Annotated in this window: 12 protein-coding genes; 4 read left to right on the top strand and 8 right to left on the bottom strand. The window is 58.5% G+C overall.

All coding sequences use genetic code 11. From position 1 onward, the window contains the following. Window positions 1–32: 32 nt before the first annotated feature. From ycaC to ACZYSM_RS14435, 3 genes are all read right to left on the bottom strand, one after another. A complete protein-coding gene (gene ycaC, locus ACZYSM_RS14445) occupies window positions 33–659 on the bottom strand; it encodes an isochorismate family cysteine hydrolase YcaC (RefSeq protein WP_489072167.1) in 627 nt (208 codons plus the stop codon). A gap of 57 nt (window positions 660–716) precedes the next feature. Next, window positions 717–1,400 carry an isochorismatase family protein gene (locus tag ACZYSM_RS14440; protein WP_489072166.1) on the bottom strand — a complete coding sequence of 228 codons (684 nt, stop codon included), beginning with the start codon at window positions 1,398–1,400 and terminating at the stop codon, window positions 717–719. 83 nt (window positions 1,401–1,483) lie between these two features. Continuing rightward, a complete protein-coding gene (locus ACZYSM_RS14435) occupies window positions 1,484–2,350 on the bottom strand; it encodes a pirin family protein (protein ID WP_489072165.1) in 867 nt (288 codons plus the stop codon). A 107-nt stretch (window positions 2,351–2,457) separates the two neighbouring features. On the opposite strand from ACZYSM_RS14435, the gene ACZYSM_RS14430 reads away from it, so the two are divergent. Together ACZYSM_RS14430 and dkgB are read left to right on the top strand one after the other, a co-directional pair. Continuing rightward, window positions 2,458–3,366: a LysR family transcriptional regulator gene (locus tag ACZYSM_RS14430; protein ID WP_489072242.1), complete on the top strand. Its 909-nt coding sequence runs from the start codon at window positions 2,458–2,460 to the stop codon at window positions 3,364–3,366. Window positions 3,367–3,692: 326 nt separating this feature from the next. Beyond that, entirely contained in the window at window positions 3,693–4,496 is an 804-nt protein-coding gene (gene dkgB / locus ACZYSM_RS14425; protein ID WP_489072164.1) for a 2,5-didehydrogluconate reductase DkgB, read from the top strand. Window positions 4,497–4,518: 22 nt separating this feature from the next. Here dkgB and ACZYSM_RS14420 read toward each other — a convergent pair whose 3' ends face one another. The 5 genes from ACZYSM_RS14420 to ACZYSM_RS14400 all read right to left on the bottom strand — a co-directional run bounded on the left by ACZYSM_RS14420 (window position 4,519) and on the right by ACZYSM_RS14400 (window position 14,252). Beyond that, complete coding sequence (locus ACZYSM_RS14420) at window positions 4,519–7,767, bottom strand: ATP-binding protein (RefSeq protein ID WP_489072163.1); 3,249 nt, start codon at window positions 7,765–7,767, stop codon at window positions 4,519–4,521. Continuing rightward, entirely contained in the window at window positions 7,768–8,391 is a 624-nt protein-coding gene (locus tag ACZYSM_RS14415) for a response regulator (protein ID WP_489072241.1), read from the bottom strand. A 379-nt stretch (window positions 8,392–8,770) separates the two neighbouring features. Continuing rightward, entirely contained in the window at window positions 8,771–9,211 is a 441-nt protein-coding gene (locus tag ACZYSM_RS14410) for a response regulator (protein ID WP_489072162.1), read from the bottom strand. Window positions 9,212–9,551: 340 nt separating this feature from the next. Next, window positions 9,552–12,317, bottom strand: a complete 2,766-nt coding sequence (gene mgtA / locus ACZYSM_RS14405; protein ID WP_489072161.1) for a magnesium-translocating P-type ATPase — start codon at window positions 12,315–12,317, stop codon at window positions 9,552–9,554. 765 nt (window positions 12,318–13,082) lie between these two features. Next, window positions 13,083–14,252: an MFS transporter gene (locus tag ACZYSM_RS14400; protein ID WP_489072159.1), complete on the bottom strand. Its 1,170-nt coding sequence runs from the start codon at window positions 14,250–14,252 to the stop codon at window positions 13,083–13,085. Between the two features lie 308 nt (window positions 14,253–14,560). Between ACZYSM_RS14400 and ACZYSM_RS14395 the strand changes: the two genes are divergently transcribed. Together ACZYSM_RS14395 and ACZYSM_RS14390 are read left to right on the top strand one after the other, a co-directional pair. Next, the gene (locus ACZYSM_RS14395; protein ID WP_489072158.1) at window positions 14,561–16,402 is read left to right on the top strand and encodes a glycoside hydrolase family 15 protein; all 1,842 of its coding nucleotides are present in this window, start codon (window positions 14,561–14,563) and stop codon (window positions 16,400–16,402) included. Further along, window positions 16,390–16,521: a hypothetical protein gene (locus ACZYSM_RS14390; RefSeq protein ID WP_489072157.1), complete on the top strand. Its 132-nt coding sequence runs from the start codon at window positions 16,390–16,392 to the stop codon at window positions 16,519–16,521. Before ACZYSM_RS14395 ends, ACZYSM_RS14390 begins: the two co-directional genes overlap by 13 nt. Window positions 16,522–16,554: the final 33 nt, after the last annotated feature.

Here is a 16,554-nt window from a genome sequence, read left to right as displayed (position 1 = left end):
GATTGGTGTTCGCCATTGATGATGCGGTGAGATTACTTACCGTTGGTCAGCGTGTTGTAGCTGGTCATCAGGTTGCGGTAGTCAGGGATGTGGTTGGAGAACAAGGTCCCCAGCCCTTCGATGTCGTTGCGCCAGTCGCGGTGCAGCTCGCAGGCCAGGCCGAACCAGGTCATCAGCTGCGCACCGGACGCCGACATGCGATCCCAGGCCGACTGCCGGGTGAGCTCATTGAAGGTGCCGGAAGCATCGGTGACCACGAACACTTCAAAACCTTCAGCCAGTGCCGAGAGTGCCGGGAATGCCACACAAACCTCGGTCACCACACCGGCGATGATCAGTTGCTTCTTGCCGGTGGCTTTGATCGCCTTGACGAAGTCTTCGTTGTCCCAGGCATTGATCTGCCCCGGGCGGGCAATGTACGGCGCCTCAGGGAACAGCGCTTTGAGCTCCGGCACCAGAGGGCCGTTGGGACCGGTCTCGAAACTGGTGGTGAGGATGGTCGGCAGTTTGAAGTACTTGGCCAGATCAGCCAGGGCCAGCACGTTATTCTTGAATCGGTCCGGTTCGATATCGCGAACCAGTGACAGCAGGCCAGTCTGATGATCGACCAACAGAACGGCGGCGTTGTTTTTGTCCAGACGCTTGTAAGAGGTAGTCATTGCAGTAGTCCTCGCTTCTTATCGATGCCGAGTGGAAGTCGGCGTGGGGGTACTCGATCAGCGCTGGGAATCCAGCACTTCGTGTTCGTTCGCCACTTGCTGGGCCTTGAGGTAGCTCTCGATCAGCAATTGATAATGCGGCATGGCCTGGGCGTAGACAGCGGCCCACTGCTCGGCGTCCGGGCGGTTCCACGAACCTTGCAGCTCGGAAAGCGTAGCCATGATGTCGATGGGTACCACCCCGGCCTGAGACAAACGGGCAATTGTCAGATCAGTGGCAAGTTTGGAGTGGTTGCCCGAGGCATCGACCACCGCGAACACCTTGTAGCCTTCGTGCACGGCGGCAATCGACGGAAAGGCCAGGCAGACGCTGGTCAGCGTGCCGGCGATCACCAGGGTTTTCTTGCCGGTGGCTTTCACTGCCGCGTGAAATTCAGGGTTGTCCCAGGCGTTGATTTCGCCTTTGCGGGCTACATATTGAGCGTGCGGCGCCTCTTGGTGAATTTCCGGGATCAACGGCCCGTTCGGCCCTTGGGGCACCGAGGCAGTAGTGATCACCGGCATCTTCAATAAGGTCGCGGCTTTGGCCAGGGCGATGGCGTTGGCGCGCAGTTGCGGGACGTCCATATCCTTGACGATCTGGAACAACCCGCTCTGGTGGTCGATCAACAACAGCGCGCTGTCGTTGGGGTCGATGGTCGGTTTCAGGCCGTTGAAGTTGGCCGCATTGGTAGTGCTCATGAGCGTTTCCTCTTTATTTTTGGCAACAGCCATCCCTGGCCTGTGAACCGGCCTACGTATCCTGTGTAGAGCGGAGTTCTGTATCAGCCGTGCATCTGACCGAATTGACCTGATTGGAAGTCGGCGAAAGCCTGATGAATTTCCTGCTCGGTGTTCATCACGAACGGACCGTGGCCGACGATGGGCTCCTCGATAGGCTCGCCGCTGAGCAACAGCACCACCGCATCGTTATTGGCTTCCAGCACCAACTGATCACCGTTGCGCTCGAACAAGGCCAACTGCCCTTCGCGAACCAGTTCCAGACCATTGACCTGAACCGTGCCGCGCAATACCACCAACGCTGTGTTACGGCCTTCGTGCAGGTCCAGCGTCAGCGCCTTGCCAGCGTTCAAGCGAATATCCCAGACGTCGATCGGAGTGAAGGTTCGCGCCGGTCCTTTGTGACCGTCGAACTCGCCGGCGATCAGCCTCAGGCTGCCGGCCTTGTCTTTGAGTGACAGGTTCGGGATATCGCCATCGAGGATGGTCTGGTAGCCCGCGTCAGCCATCTTGTCCCGGGCGGGCAGGTTGACCCACAACTGGACCATTTCCAGAGTGCCGCCACTGCGGGCGAAATCTTCGGAATGGAACTCCTCATGCAGAATCCCCGAAGCTGCGGTCATCCACTGCACGTCGCCAGGACCGATCTTGCCGCCGCTACCGGTGGAGTCACGGTGTTCCAGTTCGCCCTTGTAGACGATGGTCACGGTTTCGAAGCCGCGATGAGGGTGCTGACCCACGCCACGGCGCTGGGTGGTCGGGGTGAATTCAGCGGGGCCGGCGTGATCGAGCAGCAGGAACGGGCTGATGTGTTTGCCCAGGCTGTCATAGGAAAACAGCGTACGAACCGGGAAACCGTCGCCCACCCAATGCGCTTTTGGGCTGGTGTAGATACCGATGATGTTTTTCATGGTGTGCCTCCGAAAGTGGGTGAGTGAAACCATGGACACACCTTAAATCCGATACCTTTGCTGCGGTAGACTGCAAAAATCACCCTTAGCGTTCTATTTGGAGAACGATAGTGGAAGACCTGAACACCCTTTACTACTTCACCCAAGTGGTGGAGCACGGTGGTTTCGCCGCCGCCGGGCGTGCCCTGGACATGCCCAAGTCGAAACTCAGCAGGCGCATTTCACAGCTGGAAGAGCGCCTCGGCGTGCGGCTGATTCACCGCACCAGCCGGCATTGTTCGCTGACCGAGATCGGTCAGGAGTACTACCAGCGTTGCCTGGCTATGCGAGTGGAAGCGGAAAGCGCGGCGGAAGTCATCGAGCGCAACCGCTCCGAGCCTCAAGGCCTGGTACGCATTAGTTGCCCAACGGCGCTGCTCAATTCCTGGGTCGGGCCAATGCTGACCCGCTACATGCTCAAGTACCCGCTGGTGGAGCTGTTTATCGAAAGCACCAACCGCCGGGTCGACCTGATTCACGAAGGATTCGATATCGCCCTGCGCGTGCGATTTCCGCCACTGGAAAGCAGCGATCTGGTAATGAAAGTGCTGGGCAACAGCACCCAATGCCTGGTGGGCAGCCCGGATTTTTTGACCCGTCTGTCGTCACCGGCCTCACCTGCCGACCTCAGCGGCCTGCCGAGCCTGCATTGGGGGACGGCGCAGCGCGAATATCACTGGGAGCTGTTCGGCCCGGATGCCGCCAGCGCAGTGATCCGCCATCACCCGCGGATGGTCACTGACGACCTGATCGCCCTACGCCACGCGGTGCTGGCCGGCATCGGCATCGCCCACCTGCCCAGCGTGGTGGTGCGCGAGGATCTAGCCGCCGGCCGGCTGGTCCAGTTGGTGCCGGGCTGGACGCCAAAATCAGGGATTGTCCACGCGATCTTCCCATCGCGTCGTGGCTTGCTGCCCTCGGTGCGGACCTTGATCGACTTCCTGGGTGAAGAGTTCAGGCAGAGCGACATTGCCTGATTCCTGAAGCTTGGTTGTAGAAACCACAGACAGCGTCGTCCCTATCGCGAGCAAGCGAACGTCGCCCGGCCCTTCCCACACTTGACCGCGGCGGCCCCAAATTTCGCGGCCACTGCAGATCTAATGTGGGAAGGGCCGGGCGACGTTCGCTTGCTCGCGATGACGGTTGAATTGTCACCGCAACGCTCAGCCAGATTGAAATAGATCGGTTACCCAAACTTATTCATGACTTTCGGTAAACAGTGCTTTGCCGGTTCAGCGGTTTTTCTCAAAGGTGCAGACGGGGATACTCGTGGCCATTCCCACTGCAACCTTTGGAGTCATGCATGTCTATTCCAGCGTTCGGCCTCGGCACTTTTCGTCTACAGGGCCAGGTGGTCATCGATTCGGTGAGCACCGGCCTTGAACTGGGTTACCGGGTGATCGACACCGCACAGATCTACGAGAACGAAGCCGAAGTCGGTCAGGCCATCGCCGACAGCGGCATCCCCCGTGAAGAGCTGTTCATTACCAGCAAGATCTGGGTCGCCAACTTCGCCAAAGACAAGCTGATCGATAGCCTCAAGGAAAGCCTGCGCAAACTGCAGACCGACTACCTGGACCTGACCCTGATTCATTGGCCGTCCCCTGAAGACCAGGTGCCGGTCGCCGAATTCATGAGCGCACTGCTGGAAGCTAAACGGCAAGGCCTGACCCGGCAGATCGGCATTTCCAACTTCACCGTCGACCTGATGAAACAAGCCATCGAGGCCGTCGGTGCCGAGAACATCGCCACCCACCAGATTGAACTGCACCCCTATCTGCAAAACCGCACAGTCGTCGAGTTCGCTGAAAGCCAGGGCATCCAGATCACGTCCTACATGACCCTGGCCTACGGCGAAGTCCTGAAAGATCCGCTGATTGAGCAAATCGCCGATCGGCATCAGGCCACCCCAGCGCAAGTCACTCTTGCCTGGGCCATGCAGTCGGGTTACGCAGTGATTCCGTCCTCCACCAAGCCGGCCAACCTTGCGAGCAACCTGAAGGCCGGAGCCTTGACCTTGAGTGCTACCGACATGGCGCTGATCGCCACCCTTGATCGCGGCCACCGGCTGACCAGCCCCAAAGGCATCGCACCGATTTGGGATTGAGCCACTAACGGGCGAACCGCAGTCAGTGCTGCCCAAGCGACTGGGCCAGACGCTCCATGGCATGTTGCAAAGCCGCGACCGCTTGCATCAGTGACACCGCGTCACGCCCACCAATGGCTGCTTCCAGGCGTTCGCAACACTGGATCAAGCGCTGCGCCTTGACGATTCGAGCGCCGCCCTTGATCCGGTGCGCCAAATCCCTGAGACCACTGTGGTCATTGTTGGCGTAAAAACCCTGCAGCCGGACCAGGTCTTCTTCATTGGTACTGGCCAGATCCCTCAGCAGATCGTTGATCAACGTCCGGTCTGCGCCGACCCATTGCTCCAGACTGGTCAGGTCAAATTCCGTGGATGTTTGCTCCCTGGCCGCTTCGAGCGGTATCGAGACGGTGTCTGAGGACCTGGGCGCCAGTCGGGCGCTCAGGTCTTGCAGGCTGATGGGTTTGAACAGGCAGTCGTCCATTCCCGCCTCCATGCAACGAACCTTCTCCTCGCGCTGGGCATTTGCAGTAAAGCCAAGGATCAAACAGGCCTCGAGCCCCTTGGCCAGCTCTTCATCGCGAATGGCGCCAGCCAGTTCATAACCGTTCATGGTCGGCATATTGCAATCGGTGATGACCACGTCGAACCGATGATTTCGCCACAGTTCAATGCCCTGTTCACCGTCCTCGGCCTCCTGCGTACAGTGACCCAGATAGCTCAACTGCCGGGTCAGCAACAGACGATTGGCCGGATAGTCGTCGACCACCAGAATATTCAGCGGCTCAGAGGGTCGCTGCTCGACCGTGGCGGCTGGTGTCGGTTGAATCAGCGCCTGCAAAGCCAGCACCTCCAGCGTGACCTCAATCTGCGTCCCTTCGCCCAGAACACTGCTCAGCTGCAATTGACCACCCATCATTTCACACAGCGAACGACTGATGACCAACCCCAGGCCTGATCCGCTACGTGCCGATTGGGCGGGGTTTCCAGCCTGAGTGAACGGGCTGAACAAGCGTTGCTGATCATGACGGCTGATACCGATGCCGGTGTCCTCGACCCGTATTCGAATGGCCAAATGCTCTTGGTGAGTTCCAGGTTCGACCTGCACTTTCAAGCGCACCTCACCCTGGCGGGTGAACTTAATGGCGTTGCTCAGTACATTGGAAATAATCTGCTTGAAGCGCAGCGGGTCGATCAGCACCTCACGGTCACTCTTGAGGTCCAGATCCATGACCAATCGCAGGTGCTTGTCCCGCGCCAGGCCTTCGAAGACTCGTGCTACAGACACAAGAAGCGCGCGCAGATTGACCCGCTCCTGGGTCAACGAAAGATGCCCGGACTCAATCCGGGCGATGTCCAGAATGTCGCCGATCAAGTCCAGCAAATCATGCGCCGCAGTGGAAGCGACCTCAATTGAAGAACGGTCAGTGACGCCCTGCTCGGCACTTTTCATCGCCAGTTCGAGCATGCCGATCAGCGCGTTCATTGGCGTACGGATTTCATGACTCATGGTCGCCAGAAACGTGGTCTTGGCTCGATTGGCGTCGTCTGCCGCATCCTTGGCTTCTTGCAGTTGCAGCAGCAGTTGCTGACGCTTGCGGATCAGGCTGCGTTGATAGGCGATCCAGCCCAATGCAAGCAATAGCAAGCCTGCAGCGAATGCAAACCCCTGAATGATCGCCGCACGATTGCGTAACCAATAGCTGGCCTCCACCGCCGGCTCATTGCGCCAGCGGTTGGTCAGCTCATCCATTTCTTCCGGCGGGATGCTCAACAAGGCTTTGTTCAGAATCGAATACAGCTCGAGGGCACCACGGTTAGTGGCAAAGGTAATGCGCGCCGGCTCCGTGCCTACCGTACTGGTTACCTGCAGACGATCCCGGTATTCGCGTGAGATCAAGTAACGGGCGATGATCAGCGAGCTGAGGGCAGCATCAGCCTGCCCCTCGGCTACCAGCTGCATCCCCTGCGCCGGGGTTTCTGCATCAATGAAATGTATGTCGGGTACCTGCGTCTGGATAACCTCACGCAACATGTGACCATGGTGGATCGCCAGGGTCTTGCCGGTCATATCGTCCAATGTACCGGGGCTGCCAGGCCCCACCCCACTGACCATTACAAACGGGTTGACCAGATACGGTCGAGTGAAACGCAACTCGGCCTCGCTCTCGGTGCTGGGTGTAATAACAGCCAGAAGATCAACCGTGCCGTCTTTCACCTGCTCGATTTGCTTGTTTAACGAGCTGCCTCGCAGCACATCGAATTTCAACCCGGTACTCAGGCTGACCTTGGCCAGAACTTGCGCGCTGAGCCCACGAAACTCACCTTTCTCATCGAAAAATGACAGTGGCCCCAAGTTTTCGGTGACCGCTACTTTCAGCCTCGGATTTTGCTCCAGCCAACGTTGTTCGCTGACGCTGAAGTGCAAACCTTGCTGGCCGGTCAAGCTCAAGCTGTCAGCGCTCCAGCGACGCAGAATGGTCATACGCTCCTCGGCCGGAATCGTCGCCAGGGCCGCGTCGATAATACGCTGCAAGCGCTGGTTGTCGCGGCCCATGGCGAAGGCAAAAGGGCTCATCTCAAGTTGGGAGAAATCCGCCAGCTGGACATTGTTCAGGTAATTATTGTTGATCAGGTAATTGGCGCTGATGGAGTCACCGAGGTACACATCGGCCTGACCAAACGCCACTGCACCAATGGCACTCAGGGTCGAGGGGTAAAGTTGCAGACTGGCGTCAGGGTAGTAGGTGCGGACCGCCCAAGGCGGCAGGTAGTGATTGAGCATGGCCAGGCGCTTGCCTGCCAGGTTGGCTGGCAAGTCACCGCTGTCGCCAGTCCGGGTGACCAGGGTCGGCAAGTCGTCAGCGTACGCTTGGGACATGACTAACTGCGGGTCAGCTGCCTCGAACCCGTTGGCAGTGCCTAACAGATCCAGCTCCCCGAGCTTCAATGCGCCAATGACGGCCTCACGGGACTCATAACGCTGTACGTCGATTTTGATATGCAGCAATTGGCCGAGCAGATCGGCGTAGTCGGCGGTGATCCCTTCAAAATCGTAACCATTGAGGGTTTGGTCGAACGGAGCATAGTCCGGTGCCGAAGCGCCCAGCCGTAAAGCGCCCTTCTCCCTCAGCCAGCGCCAATCCGCCTCATCCAGCTCGACGCGGTAATCCTGAACCGTCGAGCGGCCCAGCAGATGCAAAGCTTGCGTCTGGGCACCAACGTCAGTTGGAAGCGTCAGTTGGCTGAAAAGCACCAAGGCTGCCAACCCCTTGCACAGGGAAGTATTCATTCAGAGCAGACCCGTACGGATGGCCAACTCCCTCAAATGGACGGCTGACTTCACATTGAGTTTTTCGGTCAAACGGGTTTTGTAGGTGCTGATGGTTTTGTGGCTCAAGAGCATCGACTCAGCGATTTCTTTATTGCTTATACCTCGGGCGAGCGCTTGAAAAATCGTCAATTCCCGATCGGACAATTTCTCGATCAACTGCACTTCCGTGCAATGGATATCGCTCAGGCACACCGAACTGGAAGGCAAACTAGGGAAATAGGTATAACCGGACATCACTGCACTGATCGCTTTGCTCAACTCTTTCAAGTCATTGGTTTTTGAAATGAAACCAAGAGCGCCGTTTCTCATGCAGCGGGTGGAGTAGAAAGTCGGGTCAAGCGCGGTATACACCAACATCCGGCATCCCAACTCCGAATCGCTGAGTCGGCTCAAGACTTCCAACCCATCCAGTTTCGGCATGGTGATATCCAGCACAATGAGGTCGGGTTTATGCTCGCGGGCCATTTGCACAGCCTCCACACCGTTACAGGCCTCCAAAACCACTCGAAACTTCCCTTTGAGAATCATCTTGACCGCGGCTCGAATGACCGGGTGATCATCCGCAATCAGAATTTTAATAATGTGAACTCCTATAAAAACAGCCGGGTTGCACCGATGGCGAGAACGGCTATGCGCCAACGAGCATCTGCGGCAGGGGCGTACGTCAACACCGCTTATGCGCGAAGACCGTTACACGATTGAGGCGGTTTCAGCTACCTGTCAGAAATGACAGTTCAGACGAACGGTAACCTGAAATGTGAAATTTCAGGTTCGAAATAGCGAGAGCCAAGGGGCCTGCGCTCAAGATTGAAGGCGTCTATTCCACCGCCCGCTGATTCCAGACATGTCTGGACAGGGGCCGCGCAGGACTTCTCTCCAGGACTCGATAACGAGCCAGGGACTGATACCGAAAACGCATCGGGAGCTATTGGATGGGAGACAGGCTCGCCACCCAGAGCCCTTAGCCTGCGTTGCGCTGACAGGCATCACGCAACCACGGCAACATAGGGGCGTCATGAGTCTGCGGATCGACAACACCCATCAAGCGCTTGAGCGACTCAAGGTCCGGCGTTCGCGCCTTGCTTACCTGCAGCTTCTGACGTTGGCTCGCCTGGATCGGTGCTAACTGCGCCTGTTGGCCATCGTAGATAAACCCATGACAAATCTGCTGATTGTCCAGGCAGAATGCCCGCAAATCGAAATCGACCCCGGCAGTCAGTGACGCACTGATAATCACCAGATCGAACGGCTCGCAACCGTACTCAACCAAGGTTAAAAGCTCTTCAATGGTATGCACCGGGGCAATCCGGAAATACCCCAACTGATTCAGCATCCTCTCGATGTTCATTCGATAAAAATGCTGCTCATCGGCAATCAAGATACGTAACGCTTTACTCGACATTTCTGGCAACCATGACAATGACGTTCCAGCTGGCTTGCGCAGCCAACTTTCGTGAGGGCAGCAAGCTATGCGAATCACAGTTGGTTTTATGTAGGACTTTTCTCAAAGAGACCGGCCATTTCCCTACACAAGCTCGTTCGTCACAAGACGTTGCCGAGAGGCGGATGGCTCTTCGCGGGCAAGCCCTCATGCCGTTCAGTTAAGCGAATGTGGTCCACTGTAGGAGCAGCCGGTCGACGCTCGATTGCTCGCGATGGACTCAATAGCGCCGCGTTTAGCCAGTAAACACGCGTTATCGTTAACGACCATCGCGAGCAAGCTCGCTCCTACAGGGGCAGCATTACTGCCAGCCAAACCGGCGGATGTAGAAACCCTTCACTGCCTGGGTCAGCGCCATGTACGCCAGCAGAACCACCGGCAGGAACACGAAGTACAGCGACGGCAACGCCTGCAGTTTGAAGTAGTGCGCCAACGGCCCCATCGGCAGGAAGATCCCGACCGCCATGATGATCCCGGTCATCACCAGCAACGGCGTAGCCGCACGGCTTTGCAGGAACGGAATTTTCGGCGTACGAATCATGTGCACGATCAGCGTCTGGGTCAGCAACCCGACCACGAACCAGCCCGACTGGAACAGGGTTTGGTGATCCGGCGTGTTGGCATCAAAGACATACCACATCAAGGCGAACGTCAGGAGGTCAAAGATCGAGCTGATGGGCCCAAAGAACAGCATGAAGCGCCCGACATCGCCCGGCTGCCAGCGTTGTGGTTTTTTCAGCATTTCCTCATCGACGTTATCGAACGGGATGGCGATCTGCGAGATGTCGTACAGCAGGTTCTGCACCAGCAGGTGCATCGGCAACATGGGCAGGAACGGAATGAACGCGCTGGCCACCAGCACCGAGAACACGTTGCCGAAGTTCGAGCTGGCGGTCATTTTGATGTACTTGAGCATGTTGGCGAAGGTCCGGCGGCCTTCCAGCACGCCCTCCTCCAGCACCATCAGACTTTTTTCCAGAAGGATGATGTCAGCCGCTTCCTTGGCGATGTCCACCGCGCTATCCACCGAAATACCAATGTCGGCAGTGCGCAGCGCCGGCGCATCGTTGATCCCGTCGCCCATGAAACCGACCACATGTCCGTTGCCCTTGAGCAAACGGACAATACGTTCCTTGTGCGATGGCGTCAGTTTGGCGAAGACGTTGGTGGTCTCCACCGCGACCGCCAACTCGGCATCGCTCATGCGCTCGATATCATTGCCCATCAGCAGGCCTTGTTGCTCCAGGCCAACCTCACGACAGATTTTCGCGGTCACCCGTTCGTTGTCACCCGTCAGCACTTTCACTGCCACGCCGTGAGCTGCCAAGGCTTTGAGCGCTGGCGCGGTACTTTCCTTCGGTGGATCAAGGAAAGCCACGTAGCCTATCAGCGTCAGTTCCTGCTCATCCGCCAGGCTGTAGGTGTCGCGTCCGGCTTGCATTGGCCGCGCGGCAACCGCCACCACCCGCAGGCCTTCTTCATTGAGCTCGGCAGTGACTAGGCGAATCCGCGCCAGCAACTCATCGGTCAAGGCTTCTTCGGCCTCGCCATGCCGCACGCGTTTGCACACCGCCAGCACTTCTTCCACCGCACCTTTGCAGATCAGCAGATGGGGTTGATCCTGCTCAGCCACCACCACCGACATGCGCCGCCGAGTGAAATCGAAAGGAATTTCGTCGACCTTCTGGAACGCCGTGCCAACTTTCAGCTCACGGTAGACTTCAACGTGCTCAAGCACCGCCACGTCCAGCAGGTTTTTCAGGCCGGTCTGGTAGTAGCTGTTGAGGTAAGCCATTTCCAGCACGTCCTCGGACTCTTCGCCCCAGACGTCGACATGCCGCGCCAAAAAGATCTTGTCCTGGGTCAGGGTGCCGGTCTTGTCGGTGCACAGCACGTCCATGGCGCCGAAGTTCTGGATCGCATCAAGGTGTTTGACGATGACTTTTTTGCGCGACAGAAACACCGCCCCTTTGGCCAGGGTCGAGGTGACGATCATCGGCAGCATTTCCGGGGTCAGGCCCACGGCGATAGACAGCGCGAACAGCAGCGCTTCCATCCAGTCACCTTTGGTAAAACCGTTGATGAACAGCACCAGCGGCGCCATCACGAACATGAAGCGGATCAGCAGCCAGCTGACTTTGTTGACGCCCGTCTGAAACGACGTCGGCGCTCGATCAATGGCGCCGACCCGCTGGGCCAGGGCTCCGAAATAGGTGCTGTTGCCGGTGGTCAAAATCACCGCCGTCGCCGCGCCGGAGACCACGTTGGTACCCATGAACAGGACGTTCGTCAGTTCCAGCGGATTGTGGGTTTTGCCGTCTTGCTGACGGGGAAACTTCTCTACCGGCATCGATTCGCCAGTCATCGCTGCCTGGCTGACGAACAAGTCCTTGGCGGTCAGCACGCGGCAATCGGCAGGGATCATGTCGCCGGCCGAGAGCGCGATCAAATCGCCAGGCACCAACTGTTTGATTGGCAACTCAATGCGCTGTACACCTTTGACCGCCACCGCAGCGCTATAGAATCTGCCGAACACCGGCGCCGCATCGGCGGTGAAGTCGCGGCGCATCACTGTCGAGGTGTTGCTCACCATCGCCTTGAGGGCATCGGCGGCCTTGTTGGACTTGGCCTCCTGCCAAAAACGCAGCAGGGTCGAGAGCACCACCATGGAGAAAATTACCGTGGCGGCTTTCATGTCATCGGTCAGCCAGGAGATGACCGCAAGCAAGGTCAGCAACAGGTTGAAGGGGTTTTTGTAGCAGTGCCACAGGTGGGTCCACCATGGCAGGGGTTGCTCGTGCTCGACCTCGTTAAGGCCGTATTGCGCACGCAGCGCATCGGCTTCGATGTCGCTCAAGCCATCGCTGTGGCTGCCGAGTTTTTCCAGCAATACGGGCGCTTCGCTGTTGGCAGCGGCGACCAGGGTTTGCGCCAGAGTCGGCGGTACATCGCGGTTGACGGTGGTGTCAGTGAAGCTTTCCAACAGCGCCAGTCGGCGGAAGTGTCGGGCAAAATGCCGGGTCCGCAGGAAGCCTGCAAAGATTTCTTTCAACAGGGTGAGCTTCATTGTGTTACTCCCGCACCGCCTGCGCCCCACCCTCTTTCAGGTGACTACGCAGGCAGCTTTAAATCGGAACAGTCAGTCATAATTTTTGTGGTCTCGCGGGAGGGCTTTACGCCCGCAATAATCGCAGTCGTACCGGCAGCGCGGGTCGATGTTGCCGGCGATGAGTCAGAATATTGGTGATGCCCATGGCTGTTCCCCCTAACGGTCAGCGCCGGGAAACCTTTGAGCAGGTACGGCCGACCCGAGGCCTTGCCCGAGTAACAGGCAAAGCGGGTGTGGCCCGCCGGTCAAAAATGACAGGCGCGTCCGTAGCACAGCGATGCGGCTCAAGGCCAGGCATCACGCACTGTTCAGTGTCGATGAGAGGGACGTCGGGATGCAGGCCAGGACTGGCCGCGATCGGGATGCCGTTTCTCGCTTTTCGGCGAGACAACGGCACAAGAGACTGTGCGTTATCTTGCCGAGAATATGCCGGTTACTGAAACCGGCCGACTACTGTCACTCGAACAAGTACCCACTGTGGGTCTCCGCTATTGATGAAAACGCGCGAAGCTTACGCCCCGATTTCAGACGAGTAAACCTTCGATACATTTGCGCTTGGTGAATCAGAATGTTCTTCAGGAAGGGTTCAGGTTTCTAAATTTTTATCGCTCTTGAGGCCGCTATCGCGAGCAAGCCCGCTTCCACATCTAGTCCAAGTCCAGCCACAAAATTTGTGGCCGACATAGATCTAATGTGGGAGCGGGCTTGCTCGCGATGACGGATTCACAGACGCCGATAGCTCTGTACCGCCGCGCCCAACACCACAATACCTGCCACCAGTGCCACCCAGAAACCGCTGCGTGCACCAAACGCATCCACCAGCCAGCCCGAACTGGCCGCACCGATCGCCACACCGACGCTCAAGCCAGTGACCAGCCAGGTCAGGCCTTCGGTGAGCTTGGACGCAGGCACGATGTTTTCCACCAGCGCCATGGCCACGATCAAGGTTGGGGAAAAGAACAATCCCGCCACAAACACCGCCATCGACAGACCGAAAATATCGCCGGCCAGCAGCAACGGCAGCGTGGTCACCGCTGTCGCCACTCCTCCATATAGAAACAGCCGTGGCAGCGGGATATCCAGTTTCAGCGCGCCAAAGGCCAGCCCCGCCAGACACGAACCGATGGCATACATCGACAGCACGATGCTCGCCGCCGCAGGATGGCCTTCTTGCTGAGCAAAGGCCACGCTGACCACATCGACCACGCCGACAATCGTGCCCAAGGCAACCATCAGCAGCATCAGCAGACGAATCGCCCCCGAGCGGATGATCGAACCGTGCTCATGGTCCTCATGAGGATGCACCGGCGGCTCGGTCCCACGTTGCAAGACAAACGCCGTCACGCCGACCGCCAACATCAGCAACGCCACCAGCGGACCGGCCTCGGGAAACGCGACGACGCACAACCCCACCGACAACGGCGGGCCGATGATGAAACAGACCTCGTCCAGCACCGACTCCAGCGCATACGCCGTTTGCAGTTGCGACTGGCCGCGATACACCTCGGTCCAGCGTGCCCGGACCATTGCCGACATACTCGGCATACAACCGGCCAAAGCGGCGAAAACAAACAACGTCCAGTTGGGCGCTTGTAGCCGGGTGCAGAGCAACACCATCAACAACGCCCCGCCACCGATCAATGCAGAAACCGGCAACACCCGCCCTTGACCATAGCGATCGACCATTCGCGAAACCTGCGGTGCACACAGAGCCGTAGCCAAGGCAAACGTCGCCGCCACCGCGCCGGCCAGACCATAACCGCCCTGCAACTGCGAGAGCATGGTGATCAGGCCGATGCCAGTCATCGAAATAGGCATCCGCGCAATCATCCCCGCCAGCACAAAGGCTCTGGCGCCGGGGGCGTTGAACAACTCGCGATAGGGGTTTGCCATCTCGTTCCAGTCTCATCAGGGGCCTGCAACTTGCCACAAACCGCTGCCAAGGTGAAAGTATCGATGACATGCCCCGCCTGTAGAAACGAAGATCAAAAGATCGCAGTCCTTGTAGGAGCAGCCGGTCGACGTTCGATTGCTCGCGATGCAAACGGCGCGGTCTGTCTGTTTCACCGCGGTGATGCCATCGCGAGCAAGCTCGGCTCCTACACTAGGGAGTGTTCCGGTCAAATCATCCACCTGACCGTGAACTCTACCCCCCGCCCACCAGTCAGCTAGTTAGGCCCTCTATCCGGAGTTGCGTGGCAATGGCTGACTCTCATGCAGAACGACAAAGCACCGAGCGACAAAGCCCCATCGACGCCCACGGCATCATCGGCGACATGCGCAGCGCAGCGCTGGTCAACGACAAGGGCAGCGTCGACTTTTTCTGCTGGCCGGAATTCGACAGTCCGTCGATCTTCTGTTCCCTGCTCGACTCCCCAGCCGCCGGAATATTCCAACTGGCGCCGGACCTGCCCGATGCCCGCCGCGAACAGATCTACCTGCCCAACACCAACGTGCTGCAAACCCGCTGGCTGAGTGAAAGTGCTGTCGTTGAAGTCACCGACCTGCTGCCCATTGGCGACAGTGAGGACAATTTGCCGCTGCTGGTCCGCCGGGTGCGAGTGGTCAGCGGCAAGGCAACCCTTCGTATGCGTTGCGCGGTGCGCCACGATTACGCCCGTGCACACACCAAGGCGCGGCTCGACGGTGCGCACGTCTGCTTCGAAGCCACCCATCAACCAGGATTACGCCTGGCTTCAAGCCAGCCCCTGCAGATCGACGAACGCGCCGCCATCGTCGAATTCGTACTCGAACAAGACCAGAACGCCGAATTCATCCTCGGCGGGATCGACGACCCACGGGTGCAGACCGGGCAAAGCGACCTGTACCTGGAGCGCACCCTGAAATACTGGCGTGACTGGATCGGCCACTCCAATTACCGTGGCCGTTGGCGGGAAATGGTCAACCGCTCGGCGCTGGCCTTGAAGCTGCTGACCTCGCGCAAGCACGGGGCAATCCTCGCCGCCGCGACCTTCGGCCTGCCAGAAGTCCCCGGTGGCAAACGCAACTGGGATTACCGCTACACCTGGATCCGCGACGCCTCGTTCACCGTTTACGCCTTCATGCGCCTGGGTTTCGTCGACGAAGCCAACGCCTACATGCGCTGGCTGCGCGGGCGGGTCAGCGACTGCAGTGGCAAATCGATGAAACTGAACATTTTGTACGCCATCGACGGCCGCCAGGAGTTGCCCGAAGTCGAGTTGACGCATTTTTCCGGTCACGGCAACGCAACACCGGTGCGGATCGGCAATCAGGCGTACGACCAGATCCAGCTGGATATTTTCGGCGAGCTGATGGACGCGGTGTACCTGGTCAACAAATACGGTGAAGCCATCTCTCATGAAGGCTGGCGGCATACCGTCGAGGTGGTTGATCAGGTCTGCGAAACCTGGCAGCAAGAGGACGTCGGCATCTGGGAAATGCGCGGTGAACAGCATCACTTTCTGCACTCGCGATTGATGTGCTGGGTCGCCGTCGACCGCGCCATTCGCCTGGCCTCCAAACGGTCCCTGCCCGCCCCGTTCGCCCGCTGGGACCAGACCCGCCAAGCCATCTACGAAGACATCTGGAGCAACTTCTGGAACGAAGAACGCGGGCATTTCGTACAGCACATCGGCAGCACTAGCCTCGACGGCTCCATGTTGCTGATGCCATTGGTACGTTTCGTCGCCGCTACCGACCCGCGCTGGTTATCCACCCTGCAAGCCATCGAAAAAAGCCTGGTGCGCGACGGCATGGTCTACCGCTACCGCAACGACGACAGCCGGATCGACGGCCTGCAAGGCACCGAAGGCGCCTTCGCCGCGTGTTCCTTCTGGTACGTCGAATGCCTGGCCCGCGCCGGCCAAGTGGAAAAAGCCGACCTGGAATTCGAACAAATGCTGCGTTATGCCAATCAGCTCGGGCTGTACGCCGAAGAGTTCGACAGCCATGCGCGGCATCTGGGCAATACCCCCCAAGCGTTGACCCACCTGGCACTGATCAGCGCAGCGAGTTTTCTGGACCGCAAGTTGAGTGGGGAGAAGACAGTTTGGCAGCCGTGAGGGCCAACTCCATCCTGATTGGTCGCTTCGCCGCAGAAGAAACCGCCACGCGCCAAATGCCCGCCAGCGTTGTGGAGATGACCGTCACTACCGTTACCGTCGGCAGCGCCATCAAATGAAAAGCCCGGCACTGAGCCGGGCATAAGCACGCC

It is taken from the genome of Pseudomonas sp. F220 (assembly GCF_057813935.1).
The sequence above is the reverse complement of the archived record's forward strand: the minus strand, read 5'-3'. Positions and strand labels throughout refer to the sequence as shown.